The sequence below is a fragment of the Bradyrhizobium sp. in8p8 genome, assembly GCF_000426845.1.
GTDB lineage: Bacteria > Pseudomonadota > Alphaproteobacteria > Rhizobiales > Xanthobacteraceae > Bradyrhizobium > Bradyrhizobium japonicum_C.
Genome location: NZ_AUGD01000003.1, coordinates 358,233 through 377,244, shown reverse-complemented (window position 1 = coordinate 377,244; position 19,012 = coordinate 358,233). Strand labels below are relative to the sequence as shown.

The following is a 19,012-nucleotide window of genomic DNA, read 5'->3' as shown; positions in this document are numbered from 1 at the left end:
TCGGGTAAGCGGAACCGCGGGCTCTCTAACACAGGCCATTTCGGGTAGCAAAGCGCGTCCATGAAGGTAAAATGACGCGATCCCCACGCGGTTCCAGACCTGATTAGAACCTCTCTAGTTGCGAGATACTTGCATCTGCATCTTTCTGTTCTTATGTTACAGAGAGATATTGTTCACGCGTGCCCGAAATCTGGAAATGAACGAGAATACCGCGTCCCATCACGACGACGACGTCCATGCCGCGGCCCCCTTGTCCGGCCGCCAGCCGGCGCTGACCGGCTGCCCCTGGCACGACGTCAACGAAATGCTCCAGTCCGCTGGGCTCCGCCCGACGCGCCAGAGGATGGCGCTGGGCTGGCTGCTGTTCGGCAAGGGGGCGCGGCACCTCACGGCTGAAATGCTCTACGAGGAAGCGACGCTGGCCAAGGTTCCGGTATCGCTGGCGACCGTCTACAACACGCTGAACCAGCTCACCGATGCCGGCTTGCTCCGCCAGGTCAGTGTCGACGGCACCAAGACGTATTTCGACACCAACGTCACCACCCACCACCACTACTACCTTGAGAACAGCCACGAGCTGGTCGACATCGAGGATCCGCACCTGGTGCTATCCAAGATGCCTGAGGTACCCGAGGGTTACGAGATCTCTCGGATCGACATGGTGGTGCGACTGCGCAAGAAGCGCTGAGATCCATTTAAGATCGAACTGGGATCGTCATGGCCGGGCTCGTCCCGGCCATCGTCTTTTGGACCGTCATCCCGGAGCGGTGTGCAGCGCCGAGCTAGGGTGCGCACTCCCGCACCCGAATCTCGATGTCCCTGATTCGATGCTTCGCATCGCTCTGGGTGACCCTTCGGGTCAATTCACCTGCTCGTCCGAATAGACGCCCCAGAGGCGCTCCTGCTGAATCCAGCCGTCAAAGCCGTTTCCGATAACGCGGCACCAGTTTGCAGCGCACTTCTTCACCTGCGTGACGACGCCGGCCTGGAGCTTTGCAGCCACCGCGCTGTCGGGATCGGGCCGGTCATAGATCGGGGCGAACTCGTCCTTGTGCTTCATGGTGACGACCGCGGTGCGGCGGCCGGACAATAGCGAGTGATAGACCCAGCCCTCGGCACCCTCGGAATCGCGCACCCGGCGCCAGTTCTCGAACTCGGCGGTAATTTCGACCGGCAGGCCGGCGCGGGTGTAGACCCAGGCGACGTCATTGTCCTTGGTTGGGCCGGCGCGGACGTTCACGTGGTCCGATTTGAGGCTGACATAGCGCGGCACCGGCAAGCCGCTGGCAGTCTGCGGGGTATCCTTCGCCGAATGCGAGGGGCTGACCGAGGCGCTCAACCAGGTGCAAACAAGCGCCATCACCGAACAGAACCGCCCCAACGCCATCAACCCGTCTCCTGTCGAAGACCCGGACGAACCGGATCCTCACCCCAATTCCAAAACGCTGCTGCGTCCGCCCCTCCCGTCCCATGCGGGTGTTCCCGAAGCCTTGACCCGTGGTTCTTGTCTTGGCCCGGCCTTCTGCTAGAGAGGACGGGCATTTGAACAACCAGTTTGCCCCGATTTTCCGGCCGGAAATGTCGGGAGAGCTTGGAGGAAACGCCGGGGACGGACACGGCAAGGGCAGTGTCGAACAACCGGGTTAATGAGGCCTCAACGACCGGCCTTTGGCGACAGAGGCGGCCTGCGACGCCTCATGAGAGCAGGACATGTCGGTGAAGAAAAAGCCCCTCGTCGTGGTGACGCGCAAGCTGCCGGATTCGATCGAGACGCGCATGCGCGAATTGTTCGACGCGCGGATCAATCTCGAGGACACGCCGATGTCGGCCGAGCAGATCGCGGAAGCGGCGAGAACCGCCGACGTGCTGGTTCCGACGGTAACCGATCACATCAGCGCCGAGGTCGTGAACCAGCCCGACTGCAAGCTGCGGCTGATCGCCAATTTCGGCAACGGCGTCGACAATATCGACGTCGCAGCCGCCCATGCCCGCGGCATCACCGTCACCAACACGCCGAAGGTTCTGACCGAAGACACCGCCGACATGACCATGGCGCTGATCCTCGCGGTGCCCAGGCGGATGATCGAGGGCGCCTCGATCCTGACCGAAGGAAAACCCTGGGCGGGCTGGTCGCCGACCTGGATGCTCGGCCACCGCATCGGCGGCAAGCGCCTCGGCATCATCGGCATGGGGCGCATCGGCCAGGCCGTCGCGCGTCGCGCCCGCGCCTTCGGCCTGCAGATCCACTATCACAATCGGCGCCCAGTGGCGCCCGTCATCGCCGAAGAGCTGGGTGCGACTTACTGGGAGAGCCTCGACCAGATGCTGGCGCGGATGGACATCATCTCGGTGAACTGTCCGCACACGCCCGCAACCTATCACCTGCTGTCGGCACGGCGGCTGAAGCTGATCCGCAAAGATGCCTACATCGTCAACACCGCGCGTGGCGAGGTGACGGACGAGGATACGCTGATCAAGCTGATCGAGGGCGGCGAGATTGCCGGCGCAGGCCTCGACGTCTACGAGCACGAGCCCGCGGTCAACCCGAAGCTGGTACGGCTCGCCAAGGCCGGCAAGGTGACGCTGTTGCCGCATATGGGTTCCGCCACGATCGAAGGCCGCGTCGAGATGGGCGAGAAGGTGATCATCAACATCCGCACCTTCCTCGACGCTCACAAGCCGCCGGATCGCGTGCTGCCGAGCATGCTCTGAGTTCTACTGCCCGCGCTTGTCGCGCTTGCGCCAATCGGCGACGAAATCGATGAAAGCGCGCAGCGCAGGCGGCGTTTGGCGCCGGCTCGGATAATAGAGGAAGGAGCCGGGAAACGGCTCGCACTAATCTTCCATGAGGCTGACGAGCGCGCCGGACTTCAGCGCTTCGTCGGCATAGCCGTCGAGCGTCGCCCAGATGCCGACACCGTCGCGCGCGGCGCGCATCGCAAGGCTCATGTTGGTCGAGATCGCGAGGTGCTCGCCATAGCGCACACCGGCGTCAAAGCCGGCGCTGACGATATCGACGAAGCCGCTCTCGGAGACGATGTCGAGATCGACCTGTGGATGCGCGGTGAGAAACGGGCCGACCATCGGCGCCAGCACCAGATCGACCGCCGGCGGCGGTGCGTTGATGCGCAGGCGGCCCGCAGCGACCTCGCGCAGGCCCCGCACCTGGTCCAGCGCATCGCCCACGTCACGCAGCGCTGGCGCCACGCGCGACAGCAGCAATTCCCCGCCTCGGTCAGCGCGACGCTGCGGGTGGTGGCCGAGCAGATGGCCCATCTCGACAGCGAGAAGCCGGCCACCAGGTAGCGGCTCCGATCAGGTGCGATGGGCGCTGAGATCGCTGATCACGGGCCCGTCGCCATTGAGGGGATTGGCGGGATCGCGGGCGTAGCGCAGAGTCTCGAAGCGCATTGCGCGCGCATCGATCATGAGGAGGCGGCCGACGAGGCCGTCGCCGAAGCCGACGATCTCGCGGATCGCCTCCAGCGCCATCATCGAACCGAGCACGCCGGCGAGCGCGCCCATGACCCCGGCCTCCGCACAGGCCGGCACCGTGCCGGGCGGCGGCGGTTCCGGAAACAGGCAGCGATAGGTCGGGTTGAACTCGCCCTGCTCGTTCGTCTCATGGGCACGGATGGTGGTGAGCGAGCCGTCGAAGGTGCCGAGCGCCGCCGTGATCAGCGGCCGCTTCGCGAAGAAGCAGGCGTCGGAGACGAGATATCGCGTCGAGAAATTGTCGGAGCCGTCGAGCACGAGGTCGTAGTCGCCGATCAGGCCGAGTGCATTGTCAGCGTTGAGCCAGGTGGCATGACCGACGAAGCGGACATGCGGATTGAGGGCCGATATCCGCTCGGCGGCGCTCTCGACCTTGTGCCGGCCGATATCGGGCGTGGTGTGGATCACCTGGCGCTGAAGGTTGGACAGCGACACCACGTCGTCATCGACGACGCCGAGCGTGCCGATACCGGCGGCGGCCAGATACATCAGCGCGGGCGCGCCGAGCCCGCCGGCACCGATCACCAGCACCGCGGCCCGCTTCAACGCGGCCTGCCCGGGACCGCCGACATCGCGCAGGACGATATGGCGGGCATAGCGTTCGAGTTCGTCCGGGCTGAGCATCGTCGCACGTCTCTCCTACCGAGCCATCGCGCCCGCTCCTCAGGATGACGGCCTGAGTTCGCGGCTCGACCTCGGACCTGAACCACCCCAACATTGTTCGCGACCAACGAGATGTGCTTCAATGGCACTGCGTTCAATGGGCTGGTTGGATTTGTCATGAGATCGATGCTTGCGGCAACCTTGATGTTTGCGGCCGCCACCGGCGCACACGCCCAGACGACGGCGCCACAGGTGCCCGGCACCAAGCCGAAGACGGTCCAGACCGTGCCGATCCAGCCTCCCGCAACGCAGACGCCCTCGGCGACCGCCGATGCCATGTCAAAAGCAGAGCGACTGGCGCTCCAATCCGATCTCGCCTGGGCCGGCCGATACAACGGCGCGATTACCGGAGACGTCAGCGAACGCATGGTCAACGCCATCAAGGAGTACCAGAAGGCCAAGGGCGGCAAGCCGACCGGCGCGCTCAATCCGCAGGAGCGCGCTGCGCTCGCCGAAGCGGCCCGCAAGAAGCAGGAGAGCGTCGGCTGGAAGATCGTGACGGAGCCGACCAGCGGCGCGCGGCTCGGCATTCCCACCAAGCTGGTGCCGCAGCAGGCAAGCGACGCCAACGGCTCGAAATGGACCTCGCCGACCGGAACCGTGCAGGTGCTGCTCAGCCGCCGCAAGGAGGTGAACCCGACCTCGGCGAAGCTCGCCGATCTGGAGAAGGAGCCGTCCGGACGCAAGATCGACTACACCGTGGTGAAGCCTGACTTCTTCGTGCTCTCGGGATTGCAGGGCCTGAAGAAATTCTACGTGCGCGGCACCTTCAAGGGCGACGAGGTCCGCACCATGACGATCCTCTACGACCAGGCGACCGAGAACGTCGTCGAGCCGGTGGTGATCGCGATGTCGAGCGCGTTCAATGCGTTCCCGTCGGGACCGCTGGCCGGACCGCCGCCGCGCAAGACGGTGGAATACGGGACCGGCGTCGTCGTCAGCGACGACGGTGCGATCGTCACCGATCGCCTCGTCGCCGATGGCTGCCTTGCGATCACGATCGCAGGTCATGGCCGCGCCGACAGACTCGCTGAAGACAAGCAACACGATCTCGCGCTGCTGCACATCTACGGCGCCCGCGGACTGAAGCCGCTCAGCCTCGCTGGCGGTGCAGCGAAGACGAACGTCGACGTCATCGGCATCGCCGATCCGCAGAGCCAGGGCGGTGCCGCCGGCGTGTCGAGCATCAAGGCGACGCTGGCGCTAGGCCCATCGGGCGATTCCGCACTGTCTCCCCCGCCGTCGGTCGGCTTCTCCGGCAGCCCGGCCGTTGACGCCGACGGCAAGTTCGCCGGCATTGCGCTGCTGAAGCCGGCAATGGTGGCGGGTCCTGCGACCTCGGTGCCGGCCTCGCAGGCCGTGATGGTATCGGCGGATGCGGTGCGTGATTTCCTAAAGACCAGGCAGATCACGGCGAACGGCACGTCGACCGATGCCAAAGCCGCCGTCGTACGCGTGATCTGCGTGCGGAAGTAGCATGTTGCGGTGTCTCGTCTCTCTGTCCCCGACGGTAGCGGCTGCGCTGCTGAGCTTTTCGGCTTGGGCACAATCGCCGGCGCTGCCGACGCCGAAAGTGGAGGAGGTGATGGTGAAAGTGGCGCTGCTGACGCTCAACGACGCCAACCTCACCGGCAACTACAGTGTCCTCCATGCAAAGATGGCGAGACCGTTTCGCGAACGCTTTTCAGCCGCCACGCTGAAGCAGGCATTCGCGACCTTTGCCGGACATCACATCGACGCAATTGCCGGCATGCCGATCATAAGCACGGAAGCCCCGAGGATCGGCGACAACGGCGCGCTGTTGTTGCGCGGCCATTTCGAAACGGCACCGTCGCAGCTGAGCTACGCGCTGGACTACGCCGTGTCCGAGGGCGAATGGAAGTTGATCGCGATCGACGTCAAGGTCCGATCGCTGCAGACCAATGCGGGCGCAGCAGACCTGGTCGCGCGCGCCGCCGCGGACATGGCGGGCAGCGGCGCTCAGAAATGAGAGCAGTCAGGCGAGCCTGAACCTGATCCCGCTCTTCGCAAGACCGCCGGAGATGCCGATCGGCGTACCGTCGGCGCGCCAGCAGGCGGCGCCAATCATGGTGCCGTCGTCCTGGAAGGCGATTCCGTTCATGCCGCCCGCGACGGTCGAGACCGGCTGCACCTCGTGGCCAAGCGCCGCGAGCTGCACGCGCACGCTCTCCGGCACAGTCTGCTCCACCTCGAGCGCGTTGCCCTCGGTCCAGACCCTCGGAGCCTCGACGGCCTCCTGCAGGCTCATGCCGTGGTCGATCAGATTGACCAGCGCCTGCATCGCGCTCGGAAAGATGCGCTTGCCTCCGGGCAAGCCGAGCGCATAGCGCAGCTTGCCGCCATTCAGCGCCATCATCGGAGACATCGAGGTGGTGACACGCTTGCCCGGCGCCAGCGAGAGCGCGTGGCCCGGTCGCGGATCGAACAGGTTCATGTAGTTGTTGGCGATGGCCCCCAGGCCCGGGATCATGATCTTGGCGCCGAATAGACTGTTGATGGTCTGCGTGGTCGCAACCACGTTCCCGAAGCTGTCCGCCGCCGTCACATGCGTGGTGTGCGCGCCTTCGAGCTGCGACACGCCCGCACTCCACGCCTGCGCCCGTGCTGGATCGATGGCGCGGCGGCGCTCCTCGGCATAGGCCTTCGAGGTCAACTTCTCCACGGGCACGCCGACATAATCCGGATCGCCGCTGGCGGCGGCGCGGTCGGCGAAGGCAATCTTCAGCACTTCGGCGAGATGGTGGATGGCCTCCGACGTCCCGAAGCCGAGCCCGCCGATGTCGTAACCCTCCAGAATGTTGAGCATCTGCGCGATATGCACGCCGGACGCGGCGGGCGGCGGCGGACCGAGGATAGTCCATCCGCGATAGTCGGCGCGGATCGGCTGCCGTTCGACCGTCTTGTAGTTCGTGAGATCGTTGCGGCGGATGAAGCCGCCGGCCCTCTCCATGTAGTCGACGAGGACATCGCCGAGAGCCCCCTCGTAGAGCGCCTTCTCGCCGTGTTCGGCGATGTAGAGAAGCGTGTCCGCATATTCGGCCTGCACCACGCGCTCGCCGACCTTCAGTGGCTCGCCATCAGGCAGGAAGATCGACGCGATCGTCCTGTCCTTGCTCATCTCGTCTGCGCTCTCGCTGATGCATTCATGCAGATAGGGGGTCGTCGCATAGCCACGTGCGGCATGCTTGATCGCAGGTTGCATCACGTCGGAAAGCGACATGGTGCCGAACCGGCGCAGCGTCTCGCACCAGGCCTTCAGCGAGCCCGGCACCGCGACGGCCTTCGGTCCGTTGAGGTTCTCGTTGCCGACGGTGTCGAAAACGTCATGCGCCGAGCCGGGCTTCGAGAGGTAGGTGGTGTCGCGCACAGCCGCGGGCACGGTGCTCTGCCCGTCGATGAAGCGGTGGCTGCCATCGGCGAGCCGGATATGTGCCATGCCGCCACCGATGATGCCGACCATCATCGGCTCGACCACCGTCAACGTGAACAGGGCCGCGATCGCGGCATCGATTGCGTTGCCGCCGGCCGCCAGCATCTCGGCACCGGCACTGGAGGCCAACGGATGATTGCTGACCACCATGCCGCGGCTCGAGACCGCCGGCATCTTCTGGCAGTCAAAAGTGGTTGCCGTCCGGTCGCGCCAGTTTCCGCCCATGCCGCCTGCCCTTCTTGTTTCACGGCGGAGAGCACATCATACGCACGATTACGGGTCCAGTATTGGTACGGATTAGCTGACATTCCCAATTCTGCCACCATCGCCTTGGTTGATTCGGACATCCGCGGTCCCCTTTGGATCGGGCAGGGCACGTCCTGAGCGAGAAGAGCTCAGCATCGAGAACCGATGCACGTTCGCGTGGCGTTACCCAAGATCCCAGGCACTCCAAAGGATTGATCCACAATGCACACGATCGTACTGGCCACCCAAAAGGGCGGCAGTGGCAAGAGCACGCTCGCTATCGGCCTCGCGCTGGCGGCCAAGCAGGCCGGCTTCACTGTCCGCCTGATCGAGACCGACCCGCAGGGCACCCTCTCCAACTGGCAGCGCCGCCGCAACAATGACGACGTCGTCGTCGAGCCGATCTATCAAGCCGCCAACATCGAGCCGCGCCTGAAGATGCTGGCCGACAGCGGCCTGGAGCTCGCGATCGTCGACACTGCGGCCGGCCTCAGCGCGGCAACCACCGCCGCAATCCGCCATTCCGACTTCTGCCTGATCCCGGCCCGCCCGACCGTCGCCGATATCGAGGCGACCGTCTCGACTCTCAACGTCGCTCGCGCCTGGAAGCGGCCGTACAGCTTCGTATTGAACCAGGCGCCGATCCGCGGCCAGCGCATCGACAACGCCGCCAATACCCTCGCCGAGGAAGCCGCGCTCGACCTTGCTGATGTACTCGCCCGACCGCTGATCGCAATCCGCAACGACCACCAGGACGCGCTGGCGAAAGGTCTCGCGGTGAGCGAATTCGCACCGAACGGCAAGTCGGCCGACGAGATCCGCAGGCTCTGGCGCTGGATCGAGACGCGGCTAGAGCTCGAAGCCAAGACCCATCTGCTGATCGACCAGGTGATGTCGGCTGCCGACGGCATGTTGCATCTCGCCGCCGACCTTGCCGCGGACGAGACCACCACAATCGCGTCCTGAGCGGGGCAATCGCTCAGACGCCATCCGGGCTCTTCGCTGTCCGGTGGAAGAGCCCGGGCGACGAAGCAATCCGGTCACCAGCCCGGCCGGATTGCTTCGCTTCGCGTTAGATCGCTCCTATTCATCCGTCATTGCGAGCGCAGCGAAGCAATCCAGGCCTTCACCGCGGAAGAGCTATTGATTGCTTCGTCGCAAGGGCTCCCTGCAATGACCTGCAGGGCTCGTGGCCTCGCCGCGGCTCACGACTTCCCGGCTGCGAGCCTTCTCACTTCTGACATTTCGGGCACCAGAACGTCGACCGGCCATTCTGCGTGAACCGCTTGACCGTGCCGCCGCAGCGCGGCGTCGTGCACGTCTCGCCTTCGCGGTCATACACCTTGAATGAATGCTGGAAATAGCCGAGCTCGCCGGAGGTCTGGCGATGGTCGCGCAAGCTGGAGCCGCCGGCCTTGATCGCGTCGTTCAGCACGGTGTGGATCGCACCGACCAATCGTTTTGCGTGGTCCGTTGCCTCGCCCTTCTTGGTCGACAATGTTGCAGCAATGCGCCGCGGCGACAGATGCGAGCGATGCAGCGCCTCGCAAACATAGATGTTGCCGAGCCCGGCCACCACGCGCTGGTCGAGCAGCGCCGCCTTCAGGCTGGTGGTCTTGCCGGCGCAGGAGCGCGCCAGCATCGCGGCGTCGAATTCGTTGCCGAGCGGCTCGGGGCCGAGCCCGCGCAGCAGCGGCTCGTCTTCGAGCGCATTGCGCGCGATCACCTTCATGTAGCCGAAGCGGCGCGGATCGTTGAACACGATGTCGGCGCCGGAGGACATCCGAAACAGGACGTGATCATGCGCGGAGTCCTTTCCCCTGGGATAGTGAAACTCGCCGGGCTGCAGGCTGTTGTCCGGCTTGATGACACGGAACGAGCCCGACATGCCCAGGTGCATCAAGAGCACGTCGCCTGAGGCGAGATCGGCCATGAGATATTTTGCGCGGCGGCCGAGCCCGGTGACCACCTGCCCCTTGAGCCGCGCCACGAAGTCGGGCTGGAACGGAAAGCGCAGATCCGGCCGGCGGGCCTCCGCAGCGAGGATTTTCGCACCTTCCATGACGGGCTGAAGGCCGCGGCGGACGGTCTCGACTTCGGGCAATTCAGGCATGGTCAGGCATTCACCTTATGAGGGCGGTGTGATAGCGCCATTGCGGCGGGCGCGCTATGGTCCGCCCAGTGGAGTAGAGTAATGGATCGGCCGGGCGAAACCACGCATTTTGGCTTCAGGAACGTTCCCCTCGGGGACAAGCAGACGCTGGTGAACGACGTGTTTCACAGCGTGGCCTCGCGCTATGATCTGATGAACGACCTGATGTCCGGTGGCCTGCACCGGGTCTGGAAGGACATCATGATCACGGCACTCGACCCGCCGAGGGGCGATCGGCCGTTCGCCCTGCTCGACGTTGCCGGTGGCACCGGCGACATCGCGTTCCGCGCCGCCAGAGCGGCCGGCCCCGGCTTCCATGCCACGGTCTGCGACATCAATTCCGACATGCTCGCGGTCGGCCGCGAGCGCGCCGCCAAACAGCATCTCGACACCCGGGTCGATTTCGTCGAGGGTAATGCCGAAGCGCTCGGCTTCGCCGACCGCAGCTTCGACGCATATACGATCGCGTTCGGCATTCGCAATGTGCCGCAGATCGATCTGGCGCTGCGCGAGGCCTATCGCGTGTTGAAGCCCGGCAGCCGCTTTCTCTGCCTGGAATTCTCCACCGTCGAGATGCCCGGGCTCGACAAGCTCTATGATCTGTTCTCGTTCAAGGTGATCCCGCCGCTCGGCCGCATGGTCACCGGCGACGCCGAATCCTACCAATATCTCGTCGAGTCCATCCGCAAGTTTCCAAGGCCCGCTGCGTTCGCCGACATGATCCGCGAGGCCGGCTTTGCCCGCGTTAGCTGGCAGACGCTCTCCGGCGGCATCGTCGCACTGCATTCGGGCTGGCGTTTGTGATCTCTGCCTTCACCCACATTGCGCGCCTGATCCGCGCCGCGTTCGTGTTCGCGCGCGAGGGCGTGTTCGGCTCGGTCGATCCGAGCCTGGTGCCGCCGCCGGGACAGCTCGCGCTGAAGCTGGCGCGACTCGTCGAACGCCGCGGCACCAAGCACGGCCCGCGGATCGCGCGCGCGCTGACGCGGATGGGCCCGGCCTATCTCAAGCTCGGGCAGTTCCTGGCCACGCGCCCCGACGTGGTCGGCGTCATCATGGCGCGCGACCTCGAAAGCCTCCAGGATCGCCTGCCGCCGTTCTCGCAGGCCGAAGCGGAAGCTGCGATCACGACGTCGCTGGAGCGTCCGCTGACGGACATCTTCGCAAGCTTCGGCCCGCCGGTCGCGGCGGCCTCGATCGCCCAGGTGCACCGCGGCGAGGTGTTGCGCGACGGCGTTCGCAGGTCGGTCGCGATCAAGGTGCTCAGGCCCAACGTCGCCACGCGCTTCCGCCGCGATCTCTCGGATTTCTTCTTCGTCGCGCACAAGGCCGAAGCCTATTCCTCCGAAGCGCGGCGTCTGCGCCTGATCGAAGTCATCAACACCATGTCGCGCTCGGTCGCGATGGAGATGGACCTGCGGCTCGAGGCCGCAGCACTGTCGGAGATGGCGGAAAACACGCGCGACGATCCTGATTTCCGCGTGCCCGATGTCGACTGGGATCGCACCACCCACAACGTGCTGACGATGGAGTGGATCGACGGCATCGCGCTGAACGACCACAAGCGCCTTGCAGCGGCGCAAGTCGACCTGCCCGATCTCGGCCGCAAGGTGATCCAGAGCTTCCTGCGGCACGCGCTGCGCGACGGCTTCTTCCACGCGGACATGCATCCGGGCAATCTGTTCCTCGATGATGCCGGCCGCCTGGTCGCGGTCGATTTCGGCATCATGGGCCGGCTTGGGATGAAGGAGCGGCGCTTCCTCGCCGAAATCCTGCTCGGCTTCATCACCCGCGACTATCGCCGCGTGGCGGAGGTGCATTTCGAGGCTGGCTACGTGCCCGCGCATCATTCGGTCGAGAATTTCGCGCAAGCGATCCGCGCCATCGGCGAGCCGATTCACAATCGAACGGCGGAAGAGATCTCGATGGCACGGCTGTTGACGCTGCTGCTCGAGGTCACCGGCCTGTTCGACATGACCACGCGGCCCGAGCTGATCCTGCTGCAGAAGACCATGGTGGTGGTCGAGGGTGTGGCGCGCGGCTTCGACCCCAAGCTCGACATCTGGAAAATTGCCGACCCCGTGGTACGCGAATGGATCGAGCGCAATCTCGGACCCATCGGCCGGGTACAGGGCGCGCTCGCCGGAACCGGGGACATTGCACGGGTCCTGATGCGCCTGCCGGAGATCGCCGAACGGTCGGTGAAGGTGCTCGAGCAGCTCGAGACCATGACCCGGGACGGCATAAGGCTGTCGCCGGAGAGCATCGCGGCGATGGGCCGCAGCGAGGGCCGCAAGAATCGCTGGCGCACCGTGGCGCTCTGGATCATCGCCGCGACCTTCATAGGCATCCTGATCGCCGTCCGGAATCTATGATTGCATTGCAATCATGTGAATGATAGCATCGCCATCATTCCGCGCTGGAGGGGCGTCATGGCAAGCCTGACCATCCGCAAGCTCGACGACGCCGTCAAAACCTATTTGCGGCTGCGCTCGGCCAAGAACCGCAGATCGGTGGAGGAGGAGGTCCGGGTCATCCTGCGGGAGCTGATCGAGGGCCGCGAGGAACCGCTGACGCCATTTGCGGTCCCGCCAGCAGCGTCCGCCGCCCCGACGCCTCTGCGCAGCGGCGCCCTCCCCGAAGCCAGCGTCACCCTGATCATCGGCGGCGGCATCGCAGGCTACAAATCGCTCGACCTGATCCGCAGGCTGAAGGAGCGCCGCATCGAGGTGCGCTGCGTGCTGACCAAGGCGGCGCAGCAATTCGTGACCCCGCTGGCGGTCAGCGCACTTTCCCACGAGCGCGTCTACACCGACCTTTTCGACCCTCAGAGCGAGTTCGACGCCGGACACATCCGCCTCGCGCGCGACTGCGACCTGATCGTGGTGGCGCCTGCGACCGCAGATCTGATGGCCAAGATGGCGAACGGCCATGCCGACGATCTCGCCAGCGCCATCCTGCTCGCGACCAACCGCAAGGTGCTGCTGGCACCGGCGATGAACCCGCTGATGTGGAGCAACGCAGCAACGCGCCGCAACGTCGCGCAGCTCCAGCGCGATGGCGCGGTCCTGATCGGGCCGAACTCGGGCGAAATGGCGGAAGCGGGTGAAGCGGGCATCGGCCGCATGTCGGAAGCGATCGAGATCGCCAATGCTGCCGAGCGGCTGCTGCGACCGCCGGTGCCGAAGCCGCTTGCCGGCAAACGCGTGCTGATCACCGCAGGCCCCACGCACGAGGCGATCGATCCCGTCCGCTACATCGCCAACCGCTCCTCAGGCAAGCAGGGCTTTGCCATTGCAGCCGCGGCGCAGGCGGCAGGCGCCGAGGTGATTCTGGTCAGCGGCCCGGTCGATCTCGACGATCCCCCCGGCGTGACGGTGAAGCACGTCGAATCGGCGCGGCAAATGCTGGAGCAGGTGCAGGCCGCGCTTCCTGCCGACGTCGCGATCTTCGCCGCCGCGGTCGCCGACTGGCGCGTCGCCAACGAGGGCGAACAGAAGCTGAAGAAGACCGCAGGCAGCATGCCGCCGCTTCAGCTGGTCGAGAACCCGGACATCCTCGCCACGATCTCGAAGCTGACCGACAGGCGCCCGCCACTGGTGATCGGATTTGCCGCCGAGACCGAACACCTCATCGACAACGCCAAAGCGAAATTCGCCCGCAAGGGCTGCGACTGGATCGTCGCCAATGACGTCTCGCCGGCGACTGGCGTGATGGGCGGCGACCGCAACACGGTCCACCTCCTCAGCCGCAAGAACGATGCGAAGAACGGCGAGATTGCGGTTGATTCCTGGCCGGTAATGACAAAGGAACAGGTCGCTATCGAGCTGGTCGCGCATATCGCAAGGAGCGTGACCGACAAATCCCGGGAGCCGGCATCTTGAGCACGACGGTCACGGTCGAACTGCAGCACCTCGCCCACGCCGAAGGTCTGCCGCTGCCGGCCTATCAGACGGCGGAGGCTGCCGGTCTCGACCTGATGGCCGCCGTGCCGGAGAATGAGCCGATGACGCTCGCCCCCGGCCAGTATGCGCTGGTGCCGACGGGCCTTGCGATCGCATTGCCCGCCGGGCACGAGGCCCAGGTTCGGCCGCGCTCCGGCCTGGCGGCCAAGCACGGCGTTACCGTGCTGAACTCGCCGGGCACGATCGATGCGGACTACCGCGGCGAGATCAAGGTGATCCTGATCAATCACGGCGCGGCGCCCTTCGTGATCAAGCGCGGCGAGCGCATCGCCCAAATGGTGATCGCGCCGGCGATGCAGGCCGCGCTGGTTCCCGTAGCCACCTTGTCGACGACCGATCGTGGCGCCGGCGGCTTCGGCTCGACCGGCCGCTAACCCAGCACGATTCCAGCCGAATCATCCCAGAGAACGACGTGTGTTGGAACAACGCGCCCGGCATTTTTGTGGGGCCGCCTTTGCGTTCACGATCTGGACTCTTACCGGCGGAGTCGCGGTGAGGGTATTGTCCTTTGATTCGCGCGCGACGGGGGTCGCCGCGCGCAGATTCGTGCGGTCTTGGGGCAACTATGTCAGGCGTGATCGTGTCGATGCGTCGGACGCTGTTGTCGTGCACATCGTTGGCGCGCAACGGCTTGGTGGGTGGCGCTCTCGCGGCGCTGCTGCCGGCTGCGCCGGCTCAGGCCGCCGACCTCATCGACACTCTCTCCGTCATGCTGGATTTCAACCGGCAGGAACTCGCGGTGCTCGCCACCGCGCTGGCTCTGCTCGGCTTCTCGGTCATGGCCGCGATCCTCTTGATGCGCACGCGCGTGCGCACGGCAAACAGCGAGGCGCGGCTGCGTGCCCGAATCGGGGAACTGCAGCTCCAGGCCGACCGCTTCGGCGCGCTGCTGTTCGCGGAGCCGCAGATCCTGATCTCCTGGCCGGCGGGCGACAACCGTGCGCAGATTTCCGGCGACATCTCGATGGTGCTGCCGCGTGATTCCTCGCCGCAGCGCGTGCTCGCGTTCGGAACCTGGCTGCCGCCGGAGCCCGCGTTCCTGATGGACCATGCGGTCGACGCGTTGCGCGATCGTGGGGACGGGTTCCAGCTGACCTTGACCACCGCGCACGGCCATACGCTGGAGGCGATCGGCCGCGCCATCGGCGGCCAGGCCATCGTCCGGATTCGCGAGCTCTCCGGCCTCCGCCGCGACCTAGCCGAGACCAATCTGCGCTACAAGGCACTCTCCGACGAAACCGAGATGCTGCGCGGCTTTGCCGCCGCCGCACCCTGGCCGATCTGGGCCAAGGGCGAGAATGGCGCACTGACCTACGCCAACCCGGCCTATGTGCGCGCCACCGAGGCGAACAGCGTCACCGATGCCCAGGAGCGCAAGCTCGAGCTGCTCGACAGCGCCGACCGCACCGCGATGGAGCGGGGGCTGAAGGACGCCGCCAACTTCACTTCGCGGCTGCCGATCGTGATCGGCGGCGAGCGGCGCATCTTCGACGTGCGCGCCGTCAATGTCGGCCGCGGCAGCGTCGGCATCGCGATCGACGCCAGCGAGGCGGAGGCGCTGAGCTCGGCGCTGGTGCGAATGGCGGAGGCGCACCGCCGTACGCTCGACCAGCTCTCTTCCGGCGTTGCCGTGTTCGACGGCCAGCGCCGCCTCGCCTTCTACAACGATTCCTATCGGCGGCTGTGGGACCTCGACCGCACCTTCCTCGACGCCAATCCCGACGATTCCAGCGTGCTCGACCAGCTCCGCGCGGCGCGCAAATTGCCGGAGCAGCCTGACTTCCGCGCCTGGAAAGCCAAGCTGCACGAAGCCTATCGCGCAGTCGAGACCGCCAAGGACACTTGGTTCCTGCCCGACGGCCGCGCGCTTTCGGTGGTCACCACGCCGAATCCGGAAGGGGGCGTCACCTATCTCTTCGACGACGTCACCGAAAGCCTCGACCTCGCCCGCCGCTTCGACGGCCTGATCCGGGTTCAGCGCGAGACGCTGGACAGCCTCGCCGAGGGCGTTGCGGTGTTCGGCAGCAACGGCAAGGCGCAGCTGTTCAATCCGGCCTTCGTCCGGATGTGGAAGCTCTCGAGCGATGCCATGCGCGACGAGCCGCACATCCAGACAGTGGAAGGCTGGTGCCATCAGCTCTACGACGATCCCGTCGTCTGGCGTCAGATCCGCGAGGCCGTCACCTCGATCGAGAACCGCGCCGACGTGCCGCTGAAGCTGGAGCGCAAGGACGGCAGCGTGCTCGACGGCATGATCCGGCCGCTGCCCGACGGCGCCACCATGCTGACGTTCCAGGACATCACCGACACCGAGAATGTCGAGCGGGCGCTGCGCGAGCGCAATGAGGCGCTGGAGGCTGCCGACCAGATGAAGGTGGATTTCGTCCACCACGTCTCCTACGAGCTGCGCTCGCCGCTCACCACCATCATCGGCTTTGCGCATTTCCTCAGCGATCCCTCGACCGGGCCGCTGACGCCGAAGCAGGCCGAATATCTCGACTACGTCACCAAATCGACCAACGCGCTGCTCGCGCTCACCAACAACATCCTCGATCTCGCCACCATCGACGCCGGCGCGATGAAGCTGGAACTCGGGCAGGTCGACGTCAGCAAGGCCATCGAGCTCGCCGCCGAGGGTATCCAGGACCGGCTCGCCACCGACCGTATCCGTCTCAAGGTCGAGATCGCGCCGGATGTCGGCAGCTTCACCGGCGACGAGAAGCGTGTGGTGCAGGTGCTCTATAACCTCCTTGCCAATGCCGTCGGGTTCTCTCCACAGGATTCCACGGTCGGGATCAGCGCGCGGCGCACCGAACACAGCGTGGTCTTCACCGTGACAGATTCAGGCCCTGGAATACCGGCCGACATGAAGGACAAGGTGTTCAACTGGTTCGAAAGCCGCTCGCAGGGCTCGCGTCACCGCGGCGCCGGGCTCGGCCTGTCGCTGGTGCGCTCCTTCGTCGAGTTGCACGGCGGCAAGGTGCGGGTGGATTCGACGGTCGGCCGGGGCACGGTCGTGATCTGCGACTTCCCAACCGACCAGGCGGCGCATCGCGACGCCGCCGAATGAGCGAGCCCATCACATTCTCGGTCGCGCTCCACAACGAGACGGCGACTGCGCAATTGATGGCCGATCTCGCGCTGCTGATCGGCCCCGGCGACGTCATCACTCTCACCGGCGACCTCGGTGCCGGCAAGACCGCGGCGGCGCGCAGCCTGATCCGCTATCTCGCCGGCGACGAGGAGCTGGAAGTGCCGAGCCCGACCTTTACGCTGGTTCAGGGCTACGAGCTGCCGCCCTTCCCGGTGCTGCATGCCGATCTCTACCGGGTCGAGGACGGGAGCGAGCTCGAGGAGATCGGGCTGTCGCCGCTCCCCGATGCCACGCTGCTGCTGATCGAATGGCCCGAGCGGGCGCCGTCGGCGATGCCTGAGGACCGCATCGACATCGCACTGACGCACCGGCCGGCACTGGGCTCGAATGCACGCGCCGCCGACATCACCGGCCATGGCAGGTGCGCCGCGCAAGTCGCGCGGCTGAAGGCGCTGCGGGAATTCCTCGATGCATCCGGCTATATGGATGCGACACGCAGGCGCATGGCCGGGGACGCCTCGACCCGCTCCTATGCGCGGCTGCTGCGCGAGGGCGAAACCGTCATTCTCATGAACTTTCCGCAGCGGCCCGACGGCGCGGCCCTCTACAACGGAAAATCCTACAGCGCCGCCGTGCATCTCGCCGAGAATGTCAGACCCTTCGTCGCGATCGCCGAAGGCCTGCGCGCGCAAGGCATCTCCGCGCCCGCGATCCATCATTCCGATCTCGATCATGGCTTCCTGATCACCGAGGATTTCGGCAGTGAAGGCGTCATCGAGGGCGATCCTCCGCGCCCGATCGCGGAGCGCTACGAGGCCGCGACCGATGTGCTGGCCACGCTCCATGGCAAGACGCTGCCGGCAACATTGCCGCTCGCGGATCAGACCTATGCCATTCCCGTCTTCGACACCGAGGCGCTGCTTGTCGAGATCGGGCTGATGCTGGAATGGTATCTGCCCGATCGCAACGCACCGCTGAGCGATGAGGCGCGCTCCGAGTTCTTCACGATGTGGCGCGAGTTGCTCGTGAAGCCGCTGTCGGCGCCGAAGACCTGGGTCATTCGCGACTACCACTCGCCCAACCTGATCTGGCTCGAAGATCGCACCGGCATCGAGCGGGTCGGCGTGATCGACTTCCAGGACACCGTGCTCGGACCGCAATCCTACGACGTGGTGTCGCTGCTGCAGGACGCCCGCATCGACGTGCCCGAGACCATCGAGCTGACGCTGCTGTCGCGCTACATCAAGGCACGGCGTGCGCAGGACACGGGCTTCGATGCCGCCGGCTTCGCCGAACTTTATGCCATCATGTCGGCGCAGCGGAACACGCGCCTGCTCGGCACCTTCGCCCGGCTCAACCGCCGCGACGGCAAGCCGCATTATCTGCGTCACCAACCGCGAATCTGGACCTATCTCCAGCGCTCGCTGGCGCACCCCGCGCTCGGAACCTTGCGCGCCTGGTATCTCGCCAACGTCCCCCCGCCTCAAGCCTGATTCAGGGCCCGATTTACCACCCGTTAGCCAAGACACTGATATTCTGGCGGCGAGGGAGCCGGAGAATTACGGGGCTGGAGCGGGCAGATGGCGGTAAAGACGGACCAGCGCGGCAACAGCCGGGTTGTTTTCGAACGCGGGATTCCGGCCCAGATGATGGGAATCGACGGCACCTGGCGGCGCGACTGCACCATGGAGGACGTCTCCGACAGCGGTGCCAAGCTGACCATCGACGGTTCGGTCGAAGGCCTGCACCTCAAGGAATTCTTTCTCCTGTTGTCGTCGACCGGGCTCGCCTATCGGCGCTGCGAGCTTGCCTGGGTCAATGGCGACCAGATCGGCGTCAATTTCCTCAAGGTGGGCGACAAGAAGAAAAAGGCGCGTTCCACAGCCGTTGGAGCGTGACGGCAACACCCGTCGTACAACCGTCACGGCGGCTGGCTAAGGCGGTCG

16 protein-coding genes and 1 pseudogene are annotated in these 19,012 nt (G+C 65.6%); 12 read left to right on the top strand and 5 right to left on the bottom strand.

Annotated features, from left to right (window positions below):
• Positions 1-196 precede the first annotated feature (196 nt).
• The gene (gene irrA, locus K408_RS0111920) at positions 197-688 is read left to right on the top strand and encodes an iron response transcriptional regulator IrrA (protein ID WP_024338571.1); all 492 of its coding nucleotides are present in this window, start codon (positions 197-199) and stop codon (positions 686-688) included.
• A 171-nt stretch (positions 689-859) separates the two neighbouring features.
• On the opposite strand, the gene K408_RS0111915 is transcribed toward irrA, so the two are convergent.
• Positions 860-1,387, bottom strand: a complete 528-nt coding sequence (locus K408_RS0111915) for an SH3 domain-containing protein (RefSeq protein ID WP_024338572.1) — start codon at positions 1,385-1,387, stop codon at positions 860-862.
• Between the two features lie 323 nt (positions 1,388-1,710).
• Between K408_RS0111915 and K408_RS0111910 the strand changes: the two genes are divergently transcribed.
• Complete coding sequence (locus K408_RS0111910; RefSeq protein WP_024338573.1) at positions 1,711-2,712, top strand: 2-hydroxyacid dehydrogenase; 1,002 nt, start codon at positions 1,711-1,713, stop codon at positions 2,710-2,712.
• A gap of 3 nt (positions 2,713-2,715) precedes the next feature.
• On the opposite strand, the pseudogene K408_RS37955 reads toward K408_RS0111910, so the two are convergent.
• Both K408_RS37955 and K408_RS0111900 read right to left on the bottom strand, forming a co-directional pair.
• Positions 2,716-3,269: pseudogene (locus K408_RS37955) on the bottom strand (LysR substrate-binding domain-containing protein); the annotation flags it as partial.
• A 46-nt stretch (positions 3,270-3,315) separates the two neighbouring features.
• Positions 3,316-4,119 carry a HesA/MoeB/ThiF family protein gene (locus K408_RS0111900; protein WP_024338574.1) on the bottom strand — a complete coding sequence of 268 codons (804 nt, stop codon included), beginning with the start codon at positions 4,117-4,119 and terminating at the stop codon, positions 3,316-3,318.
• A gap of 156 nt (positions 4,120-4,275) precedes the next feature.
• Between K408_RS0111900 and K408_RS0111895 the strand changes: the two genes are divergently transcribed.
• Positions 4,276-5,634: a serine protease gene (locus tag K408_RS0111895; protein WP_024338575.1), complete on the top strand. Its 1,359-nt coding sequence runs from the start codon at positions 4,276-4,278 to the stop codon at positions 5,632-5,634.
• Between the two features lie 118 nt (positions 5,635-5,752).
• Positions 5,753-6,148 (top strand): hypothetical protein, encoded by a 396-nt coding sequence (locus K408_RS37950; protein ID WP_155248360.1) that lies wholly within the window; start codon positions 5,753-5,755, stop codon positions 6,146-6,148.
• A 6-nt stretch (positions 6,149-6,154) separates the two neighbouring features.
• Here K408_RS37950 and ggt read toward each other — a convergent pair whose 3' ends face one another.
• Positions 6,155-7,834, bottom strand: coding sequence for a gamma-glutamyltransferase (gene ggt, locus K408_RS0111885; RefSeq protein ID WP_024338577.1), 1,680 nt, complete (start codon positions 7,832-7,834; stop codon positions 6,155-6,157).
• 243 nt (positions 7,835-8,077) lie between these two features.
• Here ggt and K408_RS0111880 point away from each other — a divergent pair, with 243 nt between their 5' ends.
• Positions 8,078-8,821 (top strand): ParA family protein, encoded by a 744-nt coding sequence (locus K408_RS0111880; protein ID WP_024338578.1) that lies wholly within the window; start codon positions 8,078-8,080, stop codon positions 8,819-8,821.
• 265 nt (positions 8,822-9,086) lie between these two features.
• Here the strand turns inward: K408_RS0111880 and mutM are convergent, their stop codons facing one another.
• Positions 9,087-9,968 (bottom strand): bifunctional DNA-formamidopyrimidine glycosylase/DNA-(apurinic or apyrimidinic site) lyase, encoded by an 882-nt coding sequence (mutM, locus tag K408_RS0111875; RefSeq protein ID WP_024338579.1) that lies wholly within the window; start codon positions 9,966-9,968, stop codon positions 9,087-9,089.
• 81 nt (positions 9,969-10,049) lie between these two features.
• On the opposite strand from mutM, the gene ubiE reads away from it, so the two are divergent.
• The 7 genes from ubiE to K408_RS0111840 all read left to right on the top strand — a co-directional run bounded on the left by ubiE (position 10,050) and on the right by K408_RS0111840 (position 18,964).
• Positions 10,050-10,811: a bifunctional demethylmenaquinone methyltransferase/2-methoxy-6-polyprenyl-1,4-benzoquinol methylase UbiE gene (gene ubiE / locus K408_RS0111870; RefSeq protein WP_024338580.1), complete on the top strand. Its 762-nt coding sequence runs from the start codon at positions 10,050-10,052 to the stop codon at positions 10,809-10,811.
• Entirely contained in the window at positions 10,808-12,382 is a 1,575-nt protein-coding gene (gene ubiB / locus K408_RS0111865) for a 2-polyprenylphenol 6-hydroxylase (RefSeq protein ID WP_024338581.1), read from the top strand. The genes ubiE and ubiB overlap by 4 nt, the downstream gene beginning before the upstream one ends.
• A 57-nt stretch (positions 12,383-12,439) precedes the next feature.
• On the top strand, positions 12,440-13,891 hold the full coding sequence (gene coaBC, locus K408_RS0111860; protein ID WP_024338582.1) for a bifunctional phosphopantothenoylcysteine decarboxylase/phosphopantothenate--cysteine ligase CoaBC: 1,452 nt from the start codon (positions 12,440-12,442) through the stop codon (positions 13,889-13,891).
• Positions 13,888-14,346, top strand: a complete 459-nt coding sequence (gene dut, locus K408_RS0111855; protein ID WP_024338583.1) for a dUTP diphosphatase — start codon at positions 13,888-13,890, stop codon at positions 14,344-14,346. The genes coaBC and dut overlap by 4 nt, the downstream gene beginning before the upstream one ends.
• Positions 14,347-14,537: 191 nt before the next feature.
• Complete coding sequence (locus K408_RS0111850) at positions 14,538-17,042, top strand: sensor histidine kinase (RefSeq protein WP_024338584.1); 2,505 nt, start codon at positions 14,538-14,540, stop codon at positions 17,040-17,042.
• Positions 17,039-18,559, top strand: coding sequence for a tRNA (adenosine(37)-N6)-threonylcarbamoyltransferase complex ATPase subunit type 1 TsaE (gene tsaE / locus K408_RS0111845; RefSeq protein ID WP_024338585.1), 1,521 nt, complete (start codon positions 17,039-17,041; stop codon positions 18,557-18,559). Before K408_RS0111850 ends, tsaE begins: the two co-directional genes overlap by 4 nt.
• A gap of 87 nt (positions 18,560-18,646) precedes the next feature.
• A complete protein-coding gene (locus tag K408_RS0111840) occupies positions 18,647-18,964 on the top strand; it encodes a PilZ domain-containing protein (RefSeq protein WP_024338586.1) in 318 nt (105 codons plus the stop codon).
• Positions 18,965-19,012: the final 48 nt, after the last annotated feature.